Origin of the sequence: Acidovorax sp. YS12, assembly GCA_021496925.1 — a bacterium.
Lineage (GTDB): Bacteria > Pseudomonadota > Gammaproteobacteria > Burkholderiales > Burkholderiaceae_C > Paenacidovorax.
Genome location: CP053915.1, coordinates 4,226,392 through 4,245,641, shown reverse-complemented (window position 1 = coordinate 4,245,641; position 19,250 = coordinate 4,226,392). Strand labels below are relative to the sequence as shown.

The following is a 19,250-nucleotide window of genomic DNA, read 5'->3' as shown; positions in this document are numbered from 1 at the left end:
CACACCACGCTCCCTTGTGGAAAAGCACCGCCAAGCGGTGCTTTTTTTTGCCCCGGCCCTAACCGCCTCTCTCCGCGCTACATTAAGCCTATGAACGCGGCCATGCCTCCAGCCTCCCTCTCCCGTCCCGACCCAAGCCACACCCCGGCAGGCCCCACCGTTGCAGCCGCCAACGCGGCTGCAGCGAGCTTCGCCGCACTGACGGAAAACCTGGGCTATCTCGACGCCGCCAGCATCGAGCAGGTGCGGCAGGCTTACCGCTACGCCGACGCGGCCCATTTGGGACAACTGCGCAACAGCGGCGAACCCTATATCACCCACCCCATCGCGGTGGCAGCACAGTGCGCAAGCTGGAAGCTGGATGCCCAAGCCCTGATGGCCGCACTGCTGCACGACGCCATGGAGGACTGCGGCGTCACCAAATCGGATCTGATCGACCGTTTTGGCGCGCCGGTGGCAGAGCTTGTTGACGGACTCACAAAACTCGACAAGCTGCAGTTCAATACGCGGGAAGAGAATCAGGCCGAGTCGTTTCGCAAGATGCTCCTGGCCATGGCACGCGACGTGCGGGTCATCCTCGTCAAGCTCGCCGACCGCTCGCACAACATGCGCACGCTGTCGGATATGCCACGCAGCAAATGGGCGCGCATTTCCTCGGAAACCCTGGACATCTATGCCCCCATCGCGCACCGGCTGGGCCTCAACCAAACCTACCGCGAACTGCAGGACCTCGCCTTCCGCCACCTCCACCCGTGGCGCTATGCCACGCTCACCAAGGCAGTCAGCAAATCGCGCAACCGGCGACGCGACCTGATTCAGAAAGTGCAAGGTGAAGTCGATACCGCCTTTGCAAAGCTAGGCATGAAGGTTCGCTTGGCAGGGCGAGAAAAGACCCTGTACGCCATTTACCAGAAGATGAAGCTCAAGCACCTGAGCTTTGCCCAGGTAACGGACATCTACGGCTTCCGTGTCATCGTACCCACGGTCACCGACTGCTACACCGCGCTAGGCGTGCTGCACCAGATGTACAAACCGGTTCCCGGCAAGTTCAAGGACCATATTGCGATCGCCAAACTCAATGGCTACCAATCGCTGCACACGACATTGGTAGGCCCCTCCGGCATCAACATTGAGTTCCAGATGCGCACCGAGGAAATGCACGTCGTCGCCGAGGCCGGCGTGGCGGCCCATTGGCTGTACAAGGCCCAGGACACGGGCAGCGGCGCCGCCGAGCGGCTCGGCACCAAATGGCTGCAATCGCTGCTGGATATCCAGAACGAGACACGCGATGCCGCCGAGTTTTGGGACCACGTCAAGGTCGACCTGTTTCCCGACGCAGTGTATGTATTCACGCCCAAGAGCCAGATCATGGCGCTGCCGCGCGGCGCGACCGTGGTGGACTTTGCCTATGCCATCCACAGCAATGTCGGAGACCGCACCACCGCCGCACGTATCAACAACGAGCCGGTTCCGTTGCGCACCGAGCTCAACAACGGCGATGTGGTTGAAGTAATCACCGCACCAGAATCCACCCCCAACCCCGCATGGCTGGGATTCGTTCGCACGGGCCGCGCGCGCTCCAAGATTCGCCACTACCTGAAAACCATGGCGCAAAGCGAATCCGCGACCCTGGGCGAGAAGTTGCTGGCCCAGGCGCTTCGCGCAGAAGGCATGGACCAATTGCCCGGTAGCGAAGCAGACCACCAGCCTCTATGGGACAAGCTGCTGCGCTTCACAGGCAATCGCACGCGCACAGAACTCATGACCGATATCGGCCTGGGCAAGCGAATTGCAAGCATTGTCGCCAAGCGGCTCATGGTGTTGCTCAGCGAGCATGGCCATCGCCCGAATGCCGTATTGATGACCAAGGAGCGTTACACCTCCCACGAGAACCTTTCGCAAGGCGCGGTGACCCTGGATGGAAGCGAAAACGCTTCGGTCAAATATGCATCCTGCTGCCGCCCCGTGCCAGGCGACACCATTGTCGGATACCTCGGACGTGGGGAAGGCCTGGTGGTGCACCGAACGGAATGCAATGTGGCCAAACGGCTGCAGCACAAGGACAGCGAGCGGTTCATCGCTGTCGACTGGAGCGAAGACCCGACACGGGCATTTGAAACAGGCATCAAGGTGACGGTACGCAACGGCAAGGGCGTTCTCGCACGCATAGCCTCGGAACTAGCCACATCCGAGGCCGACATCGTGCATGTGGACATGGATGACGAGACGGCCATGGACACCGTGGACTTGCGCTTCATCGTCGTGACCCGCGACCAGGCCCACCTGGAGAACGCACTGAAGAACCTGCGCCGCACGCAAGCCGTCCTTCGCGCAGAACGCATCCTGCCTCAGTGAGCCTCAGCCCCTGGGCGCTCCCTCCTTGGCAGGGTAGCGCACCGCCACGATCTCAAGGACGCGCAATCCGCCCGGCGTCGGCAACTGCACTTCATCTCCTTCGCGCGCCTTCAGGAGCGCGCGTGCCACCGGAGAAATCCAGCTGATCTGCCCTTGCGCGCTATCCGCTTCATCAATGCCCAGGATCGTCACCTCACGCTCGGTTTCGCCATCCTCCAAATAGGTGACGGTGGCGCCAAAGAAGATCTGGTCACGCCCCGCGTGCAACGCCGGATCGACCACCTCGGCAATCTCCAGGCGCTTGGTCAGGAAGCGAATGCGCCTGTCGATCTCGCGCAAGCGCTTCTTCCCGTAGAGGTAGTCACCGTTTTCGGAGCGGTCTCCATTGCTGGCTGCCCAATGCACTACCTCGACCATCTTGGGCCGTTCGACATCGATCAACTCCAACAACTCCCCCCGCAGGCGGGCATAGCCCTGAGGGGTGATGTAGTTCTTGCCACCAGGAGGAATCGGCGCAGGCCCCAGCTCCTCCTCATCGTTGTCCGTTTCTTTTGTGAAAGCCTTGCTCATGGTGAAATTTTCACAAAAACGAAAAAGCCCTGGAACTTTGCAGTTCCAGGGCTTACCGTTTGGTGCGGCTGGCAGGAATCGAACCCACGACCCCTTGGTTCGTAGCCAAGTACTCTATCCAGCTGAGCTACAGCCGCTAAGCTTTTCATTGTAGCAGAAATTTTTACTCTCTAAAAACTTCTTTTACAGCGCCTTCTTCCAAGGAAGAAAACTAAGCGAAGCGCTGATTGTAATGCATTTTTCCCTGCCGCAAAGAAAGCATGAAATGCATGCGCAGACGAGAGGGCAGGCGCAGCAGATTCAGACGTTGAACAGGAAGTTCATCACGTCCCCATCCTTGACGACGTACTCCTTACCCTCGGCGCGCATCTTGCCCGCGTCCTTGGCACCCTGCTCGCCCTTGTACTGGATGAAGTCGTCGAACGAAATCGTCTGCGCGCGGATGAAGCCACGCTCGAAGTCGCCGTGGATCACGCCTGCTGCCTGCGGCGCGGTATCGCCCTTGTGGATGGTCCAGGCGCGCACTTCCTTGACGCCCGCAGTGAAGTAGGTCTGCAAGCCCAGCAGATCATAGCCCGCGCGGATCAGGCGGTTCAGGCCCGGTTCCTCCAGGCCCATTTCCTCCAGGAACATGGCGCGGTCGTCGTCGCTCATCTCGGCCATTTCGGCCTCGATCTTGGCGCAGATGGCCACCACGGGCGCGTTCTGCGCGGCGGCATAGTCCTTCAGGCGGTCTAGCAGCGGGTTGCTCTCGAAGCCGTCCTCGGCCACGTTGCCAACGAACATCGCGGGCTTGGCGGTAATAAGGCAGAACTGCTTGAGCAGCGGCGCGTCCTCCTTGCTCACTTCGATGGTGCGCGCGGGCTTGCCTTCGTCGAGCGCGGCCTGGATGGGCGTGAGGAGCTGCACCAGCTTGGCCGCTTCCTTGTCATTGCCGCTCTTGGCAGCCTTGCTGTAGCGGTTAAGCGCCTTCTCGACGGTGGCCAGGTCGGCCAGGCACAGCTCGGTCTGGATGACCTCGATGTCGGCGATAGGATCGACCTTGCCCGCCACGTGGATCACGTTCGGGTCCTCGAAGCAGCGCACCACGTTGACGATGGCGTCCGTCTCGCGGATGTGGGCCAGGAACTGGTTGCCCAGGCCTTCGCCCTTGGAGGCGCCAGCCACCAGGCCGGCAATGTCCACGAACTCGACGATCGCCGGCACCACGCGCTCGGGCTGGACGACCTCGGACAGCGCCGCCAGGCGCGGGTCGGGCACCTCGACCACGCCGGTGTTGGGCTCGATGGTGCAGAAGGGATAGTTCTCGGCGGCAATGCCCGCCTTGGTGAGGGCGTTGAAGAGAGTGGACTTGCCCACATTGGGCAGGCCCACGATGCCGCATTTCAGGCTCATGGCGTGGCTTTCTGGTAGGGGGGAGACAAACCCGCCATTTTACGTGCCCCGCCTCCAGCGCACCGGGCGGGCCTGGCGCCCTCCTACAATGCCCGGCATGGCGCAAACCTTTGATGTATGTATCCGCGGCAGTGGCATCGTGGGCCGCACGCTCGCCCTGCTCCTGGCCCGCGACCGCCTGCGCGTGGCGCTGGTCGGCCCGGGCGACGCTCCCTCGTCGGCCGAGCCGCACGAAGACGTGCGGGCCTACGCCCTCAATGCCGTATCGCGCGGGCTGCTGCAGTCCCTGCGCGCCTGGCCCGACGTCCGCCACGCCACCCCGGTGGCACGCATGGAGATCCAGGGCGACCAGGACGGCAGTGTGCATTTCGATGCCGCGGCACAGCATGTGGATGCGCTGGCCTGGATCGTCGATGTCCCCGCGCTGGAGGCCCGCCTGGCCGAAGCCGTGCGCTACCAGCCGCAGGTGGAGCTGGTGTCCAGCCCCGTGCCAGCCTCGCTCACCGCGGTGTGCGAGGGCCGCGCCAGCCGCACGCGCGATGAGTTCGGCGTGGAATTCGCCACCACCCCGTACGGGCAGCAGGCCATTGCCGCGCGGCTGCACTGCACGCTGCCGCACGGCCAGGTGGCGCGCCAGTGGTTCCAGGCCGACGGCGGCATCCTGGCTTTCTTGCCGCTGGGCGGGGAGCAAGGGAACTCCGTCGCCATCGTCTGGTCTGTCCCCCAGGAGCAGGCGCCGCAACTGCTGGCGCTGGAACCCGAAGCCTTTGCCCTGCGTGTGCAGGAAGCCAGCCAGGACGCGCTGGGCGCGCTCGAACTGGCCAGCCGCCGCGCGGCCTGGCCGCTGCAGCAAGCCCGGGCCAACCACTGGTGCGGCAGCCAGCACGCGGGCAGTACATCGGGCACGCACAGTTGGGTGCTGGCCGGCGACGCGGCGCACAACGTGCACCCGCTGGCAGGCCAGGGCCTGAACCTGGGGCTGGCCGACGTTCAGGCGCTGGCACGCACCCTGATGGAACGCGACTGGCGCAGCATTGCCGACTTGCGGCTGCTGCGCCGCTACGAGCGCGAGCGTAAGGCGGCGCTGCTGCCCATGGGCCTGGCCATGGACGGGCTGCAGCAGCTGTTCGCGCGCCGCGAGGCACCGCTGCAGGCGCTGCGCAACTGGGGCCTGAAGGGCTTCGAGCGCAGCGGGCTGCTCAAGGAATGGACGGCCCGCCAGGCCATGGGAACGACGCACTGAAGAATGAACATGACTGCCAAGAAACTGAAACGATCCCCCCTCCGCGCGCTGCCCGCACTGTGCGCGGGCGCCACGCTGGCCCTGCTGGGCCTGGGCGCCCAGGCCGATGAATCCGTCATCCGCAAGACCCTGGGCGAGCGCATTCCGCAGCTGGCCAAGATCGACGAGGTGCGCGCCACCCCCATGCCCGGCCTGTTCGAGGTGCGCGTGGGCACCGACCTGTTCTACACCGACGCCAAGGGCAGCTACGTGATCCAGGGCGAGCTGATCGACACCAAGGCGCGGCGCAACCTGACCGAGGACCGCATCAACCAGCTCACGGCCGTCAAGTTCGAGGACCTGCCGTTCAAGGACGCCTTCACCCTGGTGCGGGGCGACGGCTCGCGCAAAATCGCCGTGTTCGAAGACCCGAACTGCGGCTACTGCAAGCGCTTCGAGCGCGAGATGCGCAACGTCAACAACGTCACGGTCTACCTGTTCCTCTACCCCATCCTGAGCCCCGACTCGGCCGAGAAGTCGCGCAACATCTGGTGCGCCAAGGATCGCGCCGCCGCCTGGAACGACTACATGCAGCGCGACAAGACCCCGGACAACGCGAGCTGCGACACCGCCGCGCTGCAACGCAACCTGGCGCTGGGCAAGAAGCACAAGATCACCGGCACGCCCACGCTGATCTTCGCCAACGGCACGCGCGTGCCCGGCGCCATCGGCGCGCCGGACGTGGAAAAGCGCCTGGCCGAGGCGGCCAGCGCCACCACGGCGAACTGACCTCGCGCGCAACGCACTGACGAACATGGGGCCTTTTCAGGCCCCAGCGCTTATCCAGCCTGCGCTGACAGCTCTCTTTTTTGCAGCACCCGCCATGCCCCCTGCCCACGCCCGCGCCGCCGTCCACTACCGGGTGGAAGCGGCCGACCTGCACGCCCACCTGTTCCACGTCACGCTCACCGTGGCGCAGCCCGCCGCCATGCAAGAAGTGGCCCTGCCCGCCTGGATTCCCGGCAGCTACCTGGTGCGCGAATTCGCCAAGAACCTGCAACGCCTGAACGCCCGCCAGGGCCGCCAGCCGGTGGCGCTGGTGCAACTGGCCAAAGACCGCTGGCGCGCCGATTGCCAGCCGGGCCAGCCGCTGGTGCTGAGCTACGAGGTGTGCGCCTACGACGCCTCGGTACGCACCGCCTGGCTCGACGCCGCGCGCGGCTTCTTCAACGCCACCAGCCTGTGCCTGCAGGTGGCGGGCCAGACCGCGCTGCCGTGCGAGATCGACATCGTCGCTCCCAAAAAGAGAGCTGGTAGCGCGCTCTGGCATTGCGCTACCGGCCTTTTCCCCTTGAAAGTGGACGCACGCGGCTTTGGCCGCTACCGCGCCGCCGACTACGACGAACTGGCCGACTGCCCGGTGGAAATGGGCGCCTTCTGGAGCGCCAGCTTCACCGCCTGCGGCGTGCCGCACCGCTTCGTCGTCGCGGGCGCCGCGCCCTCGTTCGACGGCGCGCGGCTGCTGGCCGACACGCGCAAGGTCTGCGAGGCCGCCATCCGCTTCTGGCACCCCCGGGGCAAGCCGCCGTTCAAGAGCTACCTGTTCCTGCTCAACACCGTGCACGAGGGCTACGGCGGCCTGGAGCACCGCAACTCCACCGCGCTGATCTGCGGCCGCCGCGATCTGCCACGCAAAACCGAAGGTCCTGGCGACGCCAAGGCCAGCGACGGCTACACCCAACTGCTCGGTCTCATCAGCCACGAGTACTTCCACACCTGGAACGTCAAGCGCCTGCGCCCGCGCGAGTTCGCGCAGTACGACTACACGCGCGAGAACTACACCGAGCTGCTGTGGTTCTTCGAGGGCTTCACCAGCTACTACGACGACCTGCTGCTGCGCCGCGCCGACCTGATCGACGACGCGGCCTACCTCAAGCTGCTCGGCAAAGCCTGCACCCAGGTGCTGCAAACCCCGGGCCGCCAGGTGCAGAGCGTGGCCCAGGCCAGCTTCGACGCCTGGATCAAGTACTACCGCCAGGACGAAAACACCCCCAACGCCACCGTGAGCTACTACACCAAGGGCGCGCTGGTGGCGCTGTGCCTCGACCTCGCCCTGCGCCGCGAGGGCGGCGCCACGCTCGATGCCGTGATGCGCGCCCTGTGGCAGCGCTGCGCCGGCGGCCCCATGGCCGAGGCCGACCTGCTCGCCGTGCTGCAGGCCCTCACCGGCCGCGACTGGCACGGCGAGATCGCCCAATGGGTGCACGGCACCGCCGAGCTGCCCCTGGCCGAGCTGCTCGCCGCCCAAGGCGTGGCGCTGAAGGCCGAGCCAGCGCAGCCCGCCCAGCGCCTGGGCCTGCGCGTGCAGGAAAACCACAGCGTGCAGATCAAGACCGTGCTGCGCGGCAGCGCCGCCGAGCGCGCCGGCTTCATGGCGGGCGACGAATGGCTCGGCCTGGAGGCCGCCGGCCAGGCCTGGCGCCTGCAGCGCCTGGACGACCTGGCGCTGTACGCCGGCGCCGCGCGCCAGGCCACGGCCCTGGTGGCGCGCGACGGGCGGCTACTGCGCCTGCCGCTGGACCTGCCCGCGCCCGGCGCCACCGGCGACACCGTGCGCCTGGAGCTGGCCGACGCGGCGCGCGCCCAGGCGTGGCTGGCGGCGGGCTGACACCGCAGCGCCCCGGGCGGTGTGACAATGGCGCCTGATTCCATCCACCCGGGAGCCGCGCCATGAGCACCTACACCGAAGTCATGCGCCAGAGGGAACAGATCCGGCGCATCGTAGCCCTGCACAAGGGCGGCAACCCGCGCCTGTTCGGCTCCGTGGCCCAAGGGCGGCAAGCCAGCGGCAGCGACATCGATCTGCTGGTCGATGCCTTGCCCGGCGCCACCCTGATGGACATCGTGCGCATGGAACAGCAACTGCGGCACGAGCTGGGCCTGAACTTCGACGTGAACACCCCGCCCGGCCTGCCCCCCGCCTGGCGCGGCCAGGTACTGCGGGAAGCCGTCGCCCTGTGACACGCCCGCACCCCGAACGCATCCCGGCCTATCTGCAGGACATCCTCGATTCCGCCGGATTGCTGCAGGCGTATCTGCAGCCCTGCACGCGGGAAACCTTCGCCAGCGAAGGCGCCCCCACCCTCCAACTGACCCTGGTGCGCGACAGCGTGGTGCGCAGGCTGGAAATCATCGGGCAGGCCCTGCACAACATCCACGCCGCAGACCCTGCCTATGCGCAGCATGCCGGGCTGGACGTCCAGGGCTGGTACGGCCTGCGCTCCAAGATCAGCCACGGCTATGAAAACATCGATTACGGGTTGCTCTGGGGCGTGGTGCAACAAGACGTGCCGCCACTGGCGCACCAAGTCCGGCGCTGCCTGCAGGCATGGCATCCGCCTTCGCTATAGTTGACCGCTTCAACCACAACCACCCTGGAGATCCCCTTGGCCTACGAATGCATCGCCGTGCGCACCGAAGCCGACAAAGTCGGCGTCATCACGCTCAACCGTCCCAAGCAGCTCAACGCGCTCAACGACCAGCTCATGAACGAGCTGGGCGAGGCGCTCAAGGCGTTCGACGCCGATGAAAAGATCGGCTGCATCATCGTCACCGGCAGCGAGAAAGCCTTCGCCGCAGGCGCCGACATCACGGCCATGGCCAAGTACAGCTTCGCCGATGCGTACAAGGGCGACTTCATCACGCGCAACTGGGAAACCCTGCGCACCATCCGCAAGCCCGTCATCGCCGCCGTGAGCGGCTTCGCCCTGGGCGGCGGCTGCGAGCTGGCGATGATGTGCGACTTCATCATCGCCGCCGACAACGCCAAGTTCGGCCAGCCCGAGATCAAGCTCGGCGTCATCCCCGGCGCCGGCGGCACGCAGCGCCTGCCGCGCGCTGTGGGCAAGTCCAAGGCCATGGACATGGCCCTCACCGCCCGCATGATGGACGCCACCGAAGCCGAACGCGCGGGCCTCGTCAGCCGCGTGGTGCCGCTGGACAAGCTGATGGAAGAAGCCCTGGGCGCCGCCCTCGCCATCAGCGGCTTCTCGCAGATCGCCGTGATGGCCGCCAAGGAAACCGTGAACCGCGCCTTCGAGGGGTCCTTGAGCGACGGCCTGATGTTCGAGCGCCGCCTGTTCCACGGCCTGTTCGCCACGGCCGACCAGAAGGAAGGCATGGACGCCTTCGTGAACAAGCGCCCCGCGAACTTTACGAACCAATGATTCCTGGCATATAATTTCGCTCTATCGGTCGTATAGCTCAGTTGGTTAGAGCGCAGCATTCATAATGCTGATGTCGGTGGTTCAAGTCCACCTACGACCACCAAACATAAAACCCGCAGCGTGGCAACATGCTGCGGGTTTTTCACATGGGCGCGCGTGCGCCCGGGCCTGTCTGCCTCGCCCCACGCCATGACCAAGAAAGTCTTCATCAAAACCTTCGGCTGCCAGATGAACGAGTACGACTCGGACAAGATGGCCGACGTGCTCGGCGCCGCCCAGGGCTACGAGCCCACCGACGACCCGGAAGCCGCCGACCTGATCCTGTTCAACACCTGCTCGGTGCGCGAGAAGGCGCAGGAGAAAGTGTTCAGCGACCTCGGCCGCGTCAAGCACCTGAAGGAAAAAGGCGTGCTCATCGGCGTCGGCGGCTGCGTGGCCAGCCAGGAGGGCGAGGAAATCATCAAGCGCGCGCCCTTCGTCGATGTGGTTTTCGGCCCGCAGACGCTGCATCGCCTGCCCGAGCTGCTGAACGCGCGCGCCGCCAAGGCGAAACCGCAGGTGGACATCTCGTTCCCCGAGATCGAGAAGTTCGACCACCTGCCGCCCGCGCGCGTCGAGGGCGCCAGCGCCTTCGTCTCGATCATGGAAGGCTGCTCCAAGTACTGCAGCTACTGCGTCGTGCCCTACACGCGCGGCGAGGAGGTGAGCCGCCCGTTCGAGGACGTGCTGGTGGAAGTGGCCGGACTGGCCGACCAGGGCGTGAAGGAGGTCACGCTGCTGGGCCAGAACGTCAACGCCTACCTGGGCGCGATGGGCGAGACCAGCGAGAAGGCCGACTTCGCCCTGCTGCTCGAATACGTGGCCGAGATTCCGGGCATCGAGCGCATCCGCTACACCACCAGCCACCCGAACGAATTCACGCCCCGGCTGATCGAGGCCTACGCCAGGATTCCGAAGCTGGTGAGCCACCTGCACCTGCCGGTGCAGCACGGCAGCGACCGCATCCTCATGGCCATGAAACGCGGCTACACCGCCATGGAATACAAAAGCACGGTGCGCAAGCTGCGCGCCATCCGCCCCGACATGGCGATGAGCAGCGACTTCATCGTCGGCTTCCCTGGCGAGACCGAGGATGACTTCCAGAAGATGATGAAGCTGATCCACGACGTGCGCTTCGACAACAGCTTCAGCTTCATCTTCAGCCCGCGCCCCGGCACCCCCGCCGCCAACCTGCCCGACGACACGCCGCACGACGTGAAGCTGCGCCGCCTGCAGGCGCTGCAGGCGGTCATCAACCAGAACATCAAGGACATCAGCCTGGAGCGCGTGGGCACGGTGCAGCGCCTGCTGGTCGAAGGCGAAAGCAAGCGCGGAAACGGCGAGCTGATGGGCCGCACCGAATGCAACCGCGTGGTCAACTTCCCCGGCCATGCGCGCCTGACCGGCCAGATGATCGACGTGAAGATCACCGAGGCGATGACCTACACGCTGCGCGGCGAGGTGGTCATGAAGGATCAAAAACCATAGCTGCCAGCGCTTTCTGCAAGCGGCCTGCAAGCTCAAAAAGCACTAAACATTACGACCCCAGGGCACGTCCTGGCCTTTCCAGCAAGGTGCCAGGAATTCTCTGCACGAATCGGAAGGAAAGCGTGCACGGAGGTTCTTACAAAGATCCCCAGCTGTAAAAGAGGGGGACGTTGCCCTGCCGCCAAGGGCCGCAGGCACCCTCTTAAAAACAGGTGTGGATGGCCCCGGTGACAGTACCGTCGCCCTCCACCAGCGGCATCCAGCGCCACTTGTCGAAGGTGGTGCAGGGGTGCGAGATGCCCAGCTCCACGCGCTCGCCCACGCGCGGCCAGGCGCCCTCGGGCGCCTCAGGATTGAAGCGCAGGTAGGCATGCTGGTCGTTGAGCGCCGTGATGCGCCAGCCCTGTGGCGCCGCCTGCGCCACGCGCGCGCCCACGGCGGCGCGGCGCAGGGGCAGCGGCATGTCGATGTCGAACGACACGTCGCGCCGCCCGCAGCCCAGCAGCGCCAGCCCCGGCTCGGGCACCGACTGCACCTGGGCCCACACGGTGAGCGCAGGGCGCAGGGTTTCGTCCAGCCCCTCGCGCCGCGCCAGCAGGCGCACGAAGCGCTGGTAGCTGCCGTGGTCGTGCGTCACGTAGCAGCCCGAGCGCAGCACGCCCGCCACCGGGCGCGACAGGCCCTGCAGGCGCAGCAGCGGCACCACCAGGTCGAACACGGCGGAGCCGCCGGCCGACAGCAGGATCTCGGCCTCGCCCGGTGCCCACAAGCCCTCGGCGTCGCAGCCGCGCGCCACCGCGCCCGCGCTGCGCACCAGGGCGGTGACGGCGGGCACGTCGTGCGCGTCGTCGCAGCGCGCGGCCAGGCCCTCGTAGCATTCGATGCCGCCCAGGCGCGCCACGCGGCTGGCCGCCAGGCGCCGCGCCAGCGCCAGGGCTTCCTCGGCGCTGCGGCAGCCGGTGCGCTGGCCGGGCATGCCCATCTCCAGCAGCACGTCGAACACGCGCGCGCTGCCGCGCCGCGCGGCCCAGTCCTCGATGAGCGCCAGCTGCGCCGCCGAATCGACCAGGAACCACACGCGCAGCCCGTCCACCGCGGCCAGCAGGGCGTCGAGCCCGTCGAGGTCGGCGTCCTGCAGCACCTGGTTGGCGATGACGATGCGCCGCGCGCCCGCCGCCACGCCCACGCGCGCCTGCCAGACGCTGGCGAACGTCAGCCCCCAGGCCCCGGCGGCGAGCTGCCGCGCGAACAGTTCGGGCGACATGGTGGTCTTGCCATGCGGCGCGAGCAGCACGCCGCGCTGCCGGGCGTAGTCCTGCATCCACGCCAGGTTGTGCGCCAGCGCCGCGCGGTCGAGCACGGCCAGCGGCAGCGGCAGGTCGCCCGCGAGCACGTTCCAGCCCTGCTGCGCCAGCGCGCCGGGGCGGCAGGGCGGCGCGGTCAGCGGGTAGCCCTTGTACGAGGCGTCGAGCAGCGGCCCGGCGGCGAGGGTTTCAAGGTTTTTCATGGGTTTTGCCTTATGCAGCAAGCGCGGGCAGCTATGGTTTTTGAATCTATCGGCGGCATGATCGGTTGCCGCCCTCATTCGCCTTGCGGCGCACCCCATGCCTGCAGGCGCGCGGCGATTTCCTGCGGGCTGGGCAGATCGCCCTCGAAGCTGGCGGGCAGTTGCGGGGTGACGGTGTAGGTGGCGATGCCGAGCGGGCGGTGCATGTTGCGCAGCGCGTACTCCACCACCGTGCGGGTCTTGCCGCGGCAGATGACGATGCCGATGGGCGGGTTCTCGCCCTCCATGCGGTGGTGCTGGTCGAGCTGGTCGAGGTAGAACTCGATCTGGCCCTTGTGCTCGGGCTTGAAGTCGCCCACCTTCAGCTCGATGGCCACCAGGCAGCGCAGGCGGCGGTGGAACAGCAGCAGGTCGATGAAGTAGTCCTTGCCGTCCACCGCCAGCCGGTACTGGTTGCCGACGAAGGTGAAGGCCGTGCCCATTTCCACCAGGAACTCGCGCAGGTTGCGCACCAGCGCCTGTTCCAGTTCGCGTTCGGAATGGGCCTCGGCCAGGCCCAGGAAGTCGAAGGTGTAATGGTCCTTGACGGCCAGCAGCGCCTGGGCTTTCACGCTGTCCGGCAGGGCGGCGTCGAAGTTGGTTTGCCCGGCCAGGTACTGGCGGTAGGTCTGGTTGTCGAGCTGGTGCTGCAGCACGCTTTTCGTCCAGCCGAAGCGGGCCGTGGCGCGCAGGTAGAACTCGCGCTCCAGGTCGTCCTTGCAGCGGGCCATGATGAGCAGGTTCTTGGACCAACTGATTTCTCCAACCAGTGGTTGGAGTTTTGGCTTGCCGCTGTACTCCGCAAAGAACTGGCGCATCAGCCACAGGTTCTGCGCCGAAAACCCGCTGCTGCCCGGAAACTCCGCCTGCAGGTCGCGCGCCAGCGTTTCCACCACCGCCCGGCCCCAGCCCTGCTGCGCCTGCCGCTGGGCGATGGCCTCGCCCAGCCACCAGTACAGCACCAGCAGTTCCTTGTTGGCGGCGCGCAGCGCCAAGTAGCGCTGCTTGCGGATCTGCGCCTTGGCTTCGTGCAGGAAGTCGCCATAACCGGCTGGCGCTGCCGTGACCGCGTGCTTGCCCATCACACCCCTTCGTTGCCCCAAAGGCAGCCATTCTGGCCGACACGCCTGTGCCCGTGGTAAGGATACAAGTCTTTTCGGGCGCCAGCCCTTTGTGGGCAAGCGCTGGCAGCTATGGTTTTGGGAGTATCTGCGCCAGATGGTGCGCCAGCGATGCCGGCGACAGCTCGCCCGTGCGCACCGCCACCAGCGTCCCCTCGGCGTTGAAGAACAGCGTGGTGGGCAAGGCGCTGCGCCCGAGCAGTGCGCCCAGGCTGGAGGCCGGGTCGAGCAGCACGTCGGCCGGCGGCAGGCCCTGCTGCGCGGCGAAGCGCTGCACCACGTCGGGCGCCTCGCCCTGGTCGATCCACAGGAAGCGCACCTGCGGGTACTGCGCGCGCGCCTGCCGCAGCACGGGCATCTCGCGCCGGCACGGCGGGCACCAGGTGGCCCACAGGTTCACCACCACGGGCTGGCCGCGCAAGGCGGGCAGCGCGACGGTGGAGGCATCGAGCGCCACGCCCTGCCAGCGTGGCAGCGGCGCGGGGCCCGGACCGCCCCAATGCTGCGCGGCCAGCCCCGCGAGCCACAGCCCCGCGCCCGCCGCGAGCCCGACGGCAACGGTGCGGCGCCACGGGCTGCGCTGCCAGGCCAGCACGGCCGCATAGGCCAGCGCGGCAGCCAGGCCCCACCAGGGCGCCCAGCCGCCGTCGCGGATGTCGAGTACGGACCAAGGGGCCGCGGCGTATTCAGCGGGGTACTGCAGCACGAAGCCCAGGCGCGCGGCGAACAGCGCCGCCAGCCCGATCCGCCAGCCGTGCGGGCCCGGTGCAAGACCCTGGCGGCGCGCCAGGCGCTCGTGCGCCCAGGTGCCCAGCCACCAGCCCGCGAACAGGAACAGCGTGCCCCACGGCAGCGCCAGCGGGCCGAGGCGCAGGGTGTCGCCCATGGGCGCGTGCGCGGCGGCTCAGAGGCTGAGGGTTTTCTGGCCGTGCCCGAAAGGCGCGTCAAAACACCCCGGATCTAGGCGCAAAGCACAGCCATAGCGTGGGCCATGGCGAGCATTTGCAACGACGATCCGGGGTGTTTTGGCGTGCAAGGCGGGCATGGGCAAAAGACTCTCAGCCTCTCAAAACGGCAGGCCGGGCATGCCTTTCATGCCCTTCATGCCGCCCATGCGCTTCATCATCTTCATGAGGCCGCCGCCCTTCATCTTCTTCATCATGGTCTGCATCTGCTCGAATTCGTTGAGCAGGCGGTTCACTTCCTGCACCTGCACACCCGCGCCCTGGGCGATGCGCTTCTTGCGCGTGGCCTTGATGAGTTCGGGCTTGCGGCGCTCCAGCGCCGTCATGCTGCAGATGATGCCTTCCTTGCGGCGGATCTCGCGCTCGGCCTTGTCCATGTCCACCTGGCCGGCCTTGCCCTTGATCTCGGTCGGCAGCTTGTCCATGAGGCTGGAGAGCCCGCCCATCTGCTTCATCTGCTGCAGCTGGGCCAGGAAGTCGTTGAGGTCGAAGCCATCGCCGCTCTTGAGCTTCTCGGCCATCTTCTGCGCGGCCTGCAGGTCCACGTTCTGCGTGACCTGCTCGACCAGCGCCACGATGTCGCCCATGCCGAGCACGCGGCCGGCGTGGCGCTCGGCGTCGAACACCTCCAGGCCGTCGATCTTTTCCGACACGCCGGCGAACTTGATCGGCGCGCCGGTGATGGCGCGCACCGACAGCGCCGCGCCGCCGCGCGAGTCGCCGTCGAGCTTGGTCAAGACGATGCCGGTGAGCGGCAGCGCCTCCTTGAAGGCCTTGGCGGTGTTCACCGCATCCTGGCCCTGCATGGCATCGACGACGAACAGCGTCTCCACCGGGTTCAGGGCGACGTGCAGTTCCTTGATTTCCTGCATCAGCACATCGTCGATGGCCAGGCGGCCGGCCGTGTCCACCAGCAGCACGTCGAAGTAGTGCTTCCTTGCGTAGTCCAGCGCGGCCAGCGCGATGTCGCGCGGCTTCTGCTCCGGGCTGCTCGGGAACCATTCGGCGCCGGCCTGCCGGGTGACGGTCTTGAGCTGCTCGATGGCGGCCGGGCGGTACACGTCGCCCGACACCGTGAGCACCTTCTTCTTGCGCTTTTCCTGCAGGTGCTTGGCCAGCTTGGCGGTGGTGGTGGTCTTGCCCGCGCCCTGCAGGCCCGCCATGAGGATGACGGCGGGCGGCTGCGCGTTCAGGTTGATGTCGGCCACGCCCTCGCCCATGGTGGCGGCCAGTTCCCTGTTGACGATGCCCACCAGCGCCTGCCCGGGCTTGAGCGAGCCCAGCACCTCCTGGCCCATGGCCTTTTCCTTCACGCGCGCGACGAAGTCACGCACCACGGGCAAGGCCACGTCGGCTTCGAGCAGGGCCATGCGCACTTCGCGCAGCATGTCCTGCACGTTGGATTCGGTGATGCGGGCCTGGCCGCGCATCTCCTTGACGAGGCGCGAGAGTTTGTCGGTGAGTGCGGAAGCCATGTCTGCTGCGGTCTCTGGATGGGCCCGCAGGCCAGGACAGCCGGGGGCGATGGAAGGGCGGTGCCAGAGGGAAAACCCCTGGCCCACAGGTACACTGTGGGCCATGATTTTACCCAGTGCCTCCCTCCTCGGCTGGCTGCTCGCGGCGGCGGCGGCCGTCGCCTATGCCGTGCCGGCCGCTGCCGGCCCGCGCCTGGGCACGGGCGCCACGCGCACCGCGCTGGCCCTGGCCTGGGTGCTGCACGCCGCCGTGCTGGCCTGGGCGCTGGTGGGCGAGGCGCCGCCGCGCTTCGGCTTCGCGCCCGCGCTGTCGATGACGGCCTGGCTGGTGCTCACGGTCTACGCCGTGGAGCGCCAGTTGTTCCCGCAGATGCAGGCACGCTGGATGCTGGCGGGCCTGGGCGCCGTCGCCGTGCTGCTGGCCTGCGCCTTCCCGGGCCAGCCGCTGCACGGCACGGCCTCGCCGTGGCTGCCGCTGCACCTGGCGCTGGGCATCGCGTCGTACGGCCTGTTCGCCGCCGCCGTGGTGCATGCCGCACTCATGGCGCGCGCCGAACGGCAGATCCGCCAGGCCGCCGATCCGCACAGCGGCATGCCGCTGCTGACGCTGGAGCGGCTCACCTTCCGCTTCGTCATGGCGGGCTTCGTGCTGCTCACGGCCACGCTGCTGGCGGGCGGGCTGTTCGGCGAGCAACTCTACGGGCGCGCCTGGCGCTGGGACCACAAGGTGGTGTTCTCGGTGCTGTCCTGGGTCACCTTCGCCATCCTGCTGCTGGGGCGCACGCAGTTCGGCTGGCGCGGGCGCGGCGCCATGCGCGTGCTGTACGGCGGCGCCGTGCTGCTGCTGCTGGCCTACGTGGGCTCGCGCTTCGTGCTCGAAGTGGTGCTGGGCAAGGGCGCATGAAGTACCTGCTGGTCTTCGCCGTGCTGGCCCTGGCCTGGGCGCTGTGGCGCAACAAGCACCGCCCGCCCCCGCCCGCAGCGCCCACGGCACGCGCACCCGCCGTGCCAGACCCCCAGGCCATGGTGTCCTGCGCCCATTGCGGGCTGCACCTGCCGCGCGCCGAGGCCCTGGAACACGCACGCCGCCACTACTGCTGCGCCGAACACCGCAGCGCCGGCCCGCGCTAGCACGCCCCCCGCAGCGATGCCTGCCGCCCCGCAGCGTTCCGACACCCCCTTCCAGCGCCTGTGGCACGGCTTCCTGAGCGCGCGCGCCCTGGTGGCGCTGGCCCTGCTGCTGCTGCAGGGCGCGGGCCTGGCGCTGCACCAGAACCCCGAGCCCGAGCTGCTGGCGCTGTGCGCCCTGTACCTGGTGGTGGCCGTGCTCACGCGGCTGCTGGCGGCGCCGCTGCCGCCCGACCCGCAGCCAGGGCCGTCGTGGCTGCCGCTGCTGGGCGTGGACCTGCTGATGGTGGGCCTGCTGCAATGGCTGCAGAACGGGGGCATGAACTACACGCCGCTGTTCGGCATTCCCATCCTCATGGCCTCGGTGCTGGGCTCGCTCACGCTGGCGCTGGGCACCACGGCCACGGCCACGCTGCTGCTGCTGGGCAGCGTCTGGTGGCGCAGCCTGGACCCGAACGCGGGCGATGCCGCGCAGCACTACCTGCAGGCCGCGCTGACCGGCACCGGCTACTTCATGGTGGCCTACCTCGCGTACCAGCTGGCACAGCGCCTGCTGAGCGAACAGCAGATGGCGCAGCAGAGCCAGCAGCGCGCGCGCGAGCAGGGCCAGGTGAATGCGCTGGTGATCGAGAACCTGAGCGACGGCGTGCTCGTGCTGTCGCAGGACTGCAGCGTGCGCGCCGCCAACCCGGCGGCGCGGCAGCTCCTGGGCGGGCAGGCGGACGGCCTGACGCCGCCCTTCCTGCTGGGCGCGGAACCCGCCTGGGAGCCGCTGTGGCGCATGGCGCGCGCCACCTTCGCCAGCGGGCAGCCGCAGCGCGCCGACGTGGGCCTGCTGCACCCCGGCCAGAGCCCCACGGGCCTGCGCGTGCGCACCTGGCTCACAGCCGCGCAGCAGGGCGCGCGCGAGACCCGCACGGAGCCGCAGTGCGTGATGTTCCTGCACGACCTGCGCGAGCTGGAGGCGCGGCTGCGCACCGAGAAGCTCGCCGCCATGGGGCGCATGTCGGCCGCCGTGGCGCATGAAATCCGCAACCCCCTGGCCGCCATCGTGCAGGCCAACGCGCTGCTCGGCGAAGACCTCGGCGACCCGGCGCAGCAGCGGCTGTGCCACATGGTGCAGCAGAACGCCGAGCGCCTGGCGCGCATCGCCGAGGAGGTGCTGGACATCGCCCGCGTGCAGAACCAGATCAGCCATGCGCCGGCCGTTTCGCTGGCGCTGGACGAGGCCGTCGCGCAGGTCTGGAACGACTGGCGCGGCACCGAGCCGGCGCGGCGCCAGGCACTGGTGGCGCTGCAGGCGCCCGGGGTGCAGGTGGAGTTCGACGCCGAGCACCTGCGGCGCGTGCTCATCAACCTGCTGGACAACGCGCTGCGCTTCATGGGCACGCAGCCCGACTCGCTGCAGCTCCACACCCAGGCCGCCGGCACCGGCCTGGTCAGCCTGCAGGTGTGGAGCGACGGCGCGCCCCTCGACCCCTCGGTGGAGCGCCACCTGTTCGAGCCGTTCTTCTCCTCGCACAGCCGCTCCAGCGGCCTGGGGCTGTACATTTGCCGTGAGCTGTGCCAGCGCCACGGTGCCTCCCTGGCGTACCAGCGGCTGTCCCGCGCCACGGCGCGGGGCCCCGCTGGCGGCAACGCCTTCACCGTCACGTTCCGCAAGACCACGCGCCCGGCAGAGCCTGCGGGGCTTTTCGACACCCTCATGGTCTGAACCACC

At 67.7% G+C, this 19,250-nt stretch carries 17 protein-coding genes and 2 tRNA genes; 12 read left to right on the top strand and 7 right to left on the bottom strand.

Annotated features, from left to right (window positions below; translation table 11 throughout):
• The first annotated feature begins 90 nt into the window (after positions 1–90).
• Entirely contained in the window at positions 91–2,355 is a 2,265-nt protein-coding gene (locus YS110_19010) for a bifunctional (p)ppGpp synthetase/guanosine-3',5'-bis(diphosphate) 3'-pyrophosphohydrolase (protein ID UJB66706.1), read from the top strand.
• A gap of 3 nt (positions 2,356–2,358) precedes the next feature.
• On the opposite strand, the gene greB is transcribed toward YS110_19010, so the two are convergent.
• The 3 genes from greB to ychF all read right to left on the bottom strand — a co-directional run bounded on the left by greB (position 2,359) and on the right by ychF (position 4,320).
• Positions 2,359–2,925, bottom strand: a complete 567-nt coding sequence (greB, locus tag YS110_19005) for a transcription elongation factor GreB (GenBank protein ID UJB66705.1) — start codon at positions 2,923–2,925, stop codon at positions 2,359–2,361.
• A gap of 60 nt (positions 2,926–2,985) precedes the next feature.
• Positions 2,986–3,062 (bottom strand) — tRNA-Arg (locus YS110_19000).
• Positions 3,063–3,225: 163 nt separating this feature from the next.
• On the bottom strand, positions 3,226–4,320 hold the full coding sequence (gene ychF / locus YS110_18995; GenBank protein UJB66704.1) for a redox-regulated ATPase YchF: 1,095 nt from the start codon (positions 4,318–4,320) through the stop codon (positions 3,226–3,228).
• A 97-nt stretch (positions 4,321–4,417) separates the two neighbouring features.
• On the opposite strand from ychF, the gene YS110_18990 reads away from it, so the two are divergent.
• The 8 genes from YS110_18990 to miaB all read left to right on the top strand — a co-directional run bounded on the left by YS110_18990 (position 4,418) and on the right by miaB (position 11,295).
• Complete coding sequence (locus YS110_18990) at positions 4,418–5,563, top strand: FAD-dependent monooxygenase (GenBank protein UJB66703.1); 1,146 nt, start codon at positions 4,418–4,420, stop codon at positions 5,561–5,563.
• A gap of 9 nt (positions 5,564–5,572) precedes the next feature.
• A complete protein-coding gene (locus tag YS110_18985; protein ID UJB66702.1) occupies positions 5,573–6,331 on the top strand; it encodes a DsbC family protein in 759 nt (252 codons plus the stop codon).
• Between the two features lie 94 nt (positions 6,332–6,425).
• On the top strand, positions 6,426–8,210 hold the full coding sequence (locus YS110_18980; GenBank protein ID UJB66701.1) for a M61 family metallopeptidase: 1,785 nt from the start codon (positions 6,426–6,428) through the stop codon (positions 8,208–8,210).
• Between the two features lie 83 nt (positions 8,211–8,293).
• On the top strand, positions 8,294–8,563 hold the full coding sequence (locus YS110_18975) for a nucleotidyltransferase family protein (GenBank protein UJB67517.1): 270 nt from the start codon (positions 8,294–8,296) through the stop codon (positions 8,561–8,563).
• Entirely contained in the window at positions 8,560–8,952 is a 393-nt protein-coding gene (locus YS110_18970) for a DUF86 domain-containing protein (GenBank protein ID UJB66700.1), read from the top strand. Before YS110_18975 ends, YS110_18970 begins: the two co-directional genes overlap by 4 nt.
• 36 nt (positions 8,953–8,988) lie before the next feature.
• A complete protein-coding gene (locus YS110_18965; GenBank protein UJB66699.1) occupies positions 8,989–9,768 on the top strand; it encodes an enoyl-CoA hydratase in 780 nt (259 codons plus the stop codon).
• Between the two features lie 26 nt (positions 9,769–9,794).
• Positions 9,795–9,871: transfer RNA gene (locus YS110_18960), tRNA-Met, on the top strand.
• A gap of 86 nt (positions 9,872–9,957) precedes the next feature.
• A complete protein-coding gene (gene miaB / locus YS110_18955; GenBank protein UJB66698.1) occupies positions 9,958–11,295 on the top strand; it encodes a tRNA (N6-isopentenyl adenosine(37)-C2)-methylthiotransferase MiaB in 1,338 nt (445 codons plus the stop codon).
• Between the two features lie 202 nt (positions 11,296–11,497).
• Here miaB and YS110_18950 read toward each other — a convergent pair whose 3' ends face one another.
• The 4 genes from YS110_18950 to ffh all read right to left on the bottom strand — a co-directional run bounded on the left by YS110_18950 (position 11,498) and on the right by ffh (position 16,402).
• On the bottom strand, positions 11,498–12,802 hold the full coding sequence (locus tag YS110_18950; protein ID UJB66697.1) for an amino acid deaminase: 1,305 nt from the start codon (positions 12,800–12,802) through the stop codon (positions 11,498–11,500).
• A gap of 74 nt (positions 12,803–12,876) precedes the next feature.
• Positions 12,877–13,923 carry a DUF1016 domain-containing protein gene (locus tag YS110_18945; GenBank protein UJB66696.1) on the bottom strand — a complete coding sequence of 349 codons (1,047 nt, stop codon included), beginning with the start codon at positions 13,921–13,923 and terminating at the stop codon, positions 12,877–12,879.
• Positions 13,924–14,032: 109 nt separating this feature from the next.
• Entirely contained in the window at positions 14,033–14,848 is an 816-nt protein-coding gene (locus tag YS110_18940; GenBank protein ID UJB66695.1) for a redoxin domain-containing protein, read from the bottom strand.
• A 180-nt stretch (positions 14,849–15,028) separates the two neighbouring features.
• Positions 15,029–16,402: a signal recognition particle protein gene (ffh, locus tag YS110_18935; GenBank protein ID UJB66694.1), complete on the bottom strand. Its 1,374-nt coding sequence runs from the start codon at positions 16,400–16,402 to the stop codon at positions 15,029–15,031.
• A 103-nt stretch (positions 16,403–16,505) separates the two neighbouring features.
• Here ffh and ccsA point away from each other — a divergent pair, with 103 nt between their 5' ends.
• The 3 genes from ccsA to YS110_18920 are packed head-to-tail and all read left to right on the top strand — an operon-like array spanning position 16,506 to position 19,244.
• Positions 16,506–17,306 carry a cytochrome c biogenesis protein CcsA gene (gene ccsA / locus YS110_18930; protein ID UJB66693.1) on the top strand — a complete coding sequence of 267 codons (801 nt, stop codon included), beginning with the start codon at positions 16,506–16,508 and terminating at the stop codon, positions 17,304–17,306.
• On the top strand, positions 17,303–17,533 hold the full coding sequence (locus YS110_18925; protein UJB66692.1) for a hypothetical protein: 231 nt from the start codon (positions 17,303–17,305) through the stop codon (positions 17,531–17,533). The genes ccsA and YS110_18925 overlap by 4 nt, the downstream gene beginning before the upstream one ends.
• Positions 17,534–17,549: 16 nt before the next feature.
• Positions 17,550–19,244 (top strand): PAS domain-containing sensor histidine kinase, encoded by a 1,695-nt coding sequence (locus YS110_18920; protein ID UJB66691.1) that lies wholly within the window; start codon positions 17,550–17,552, stop codon positions 19,242–19,244.
• The last annotated feature ends 6 nt before the right edge of the window (positions 19,245–19,250 follow it).

Bases quoted from the DNA above. Each gene is read 5' to 3' on its own strand.
- YS110_18945 (UJB66696.1), bottom strand. From the start codon at position 13,923: ATGGGCAAGCACGCGGTCACGGCAGCGCCAGCCGGTTATGGCGACTTC.
- YS110_18950 (UJB66697.1), bottom strand. From the start codon at position 12,802: ATGAAAAACCTTGAAACCCTCGCCGCCGGGCCGCTGCTCGACGCCTCG.
- greB (UJB66705.1), bottom strand. From the start codon at position 2,925: ATGAGCAAGGCTTTCACAAAAGAAACGGACAACGATGAGGAGGAGCTG.
- YS110_18940 (UJB66695.1), bottom strand. From the start codon at position 14,848: ATGGGCGACACCCTGCGCCTCGGCCCGCTGGCGCTGCCGTGGGGCACG.
- YS110_18920 (UJB66691.1), top strand. From the start codon at position 17,550: ATGCCTGCCGCCCCGCAGCGTTCCGACACCCCCTTCCAGCGCCTGTGG.
- ychF (UJB66704.1), bottom strand. From the start codon at position 4,320: ATGAGCCTGAAATGCGGCATCGTGGGCCTGCCCAATGTGGGCAAGTCC.
- ccsA (UJB66693.1), top strand. From the start codon at position 16,506: ATGATTTTACCCAGTGCCTCCCTCCTCGGCTGGCTGCTCGCGGCGGCG.
- ffh (UJB66694.1), bottom strand. From the start codon at position 16,402: ATGGCTTCCGCACTCACCGACAAACTCTCGCGCCTCGTCAAGGAGATG.
- YS110_18980 (UJB66701.1), top strand. From the start codon at position 6,426: ATGCCCCCTGCCCACGCCCGCGCCGCCGTCCACTACCGGGTGGAAGCG.
- YS110_18985 (UJB66702.1), top strand. From the start codon at position 5,573: ATGACTGCCAAGAAACTGAAACGATCCCCCCTCCGCGCGCTGCCCGCA.
- YS110_18925 (UJB66692.1), top strand. From the start codon at position 17,303: ATGAAGTACCTGCTGGTCTTCGCCGTGCTGGCCCTGGCCTGGGCGCTG.
- YS110_18975 (UJB67517.1), top strand. From the start codon at position 8,294: ATGCGCCAGAGGGAACAGATCCGGCGCATCGTAGCCCTGCACAAGGGC.
- YS110_18990 (UJB66703.1), top strand. From the start codon at position 4,418: ATGGCGCAAACCTTTGATGTATGTATCCGCGGCAGTGGCATCGTGGGC.
- miaB (UJB66698.1), top strand. From the start codon at position 9,958: ATGACCAAGAAAGTCTTCATCAAAACCTTCGGCTGCCAGATGAACGAG.
- YS110_19010 (UJB66706.1), top strand. From the start codon at position 91: ATGAACGCGGCCATGCCTCCAGCCTCCCTCTCCCGTCCCGACCCAAGC.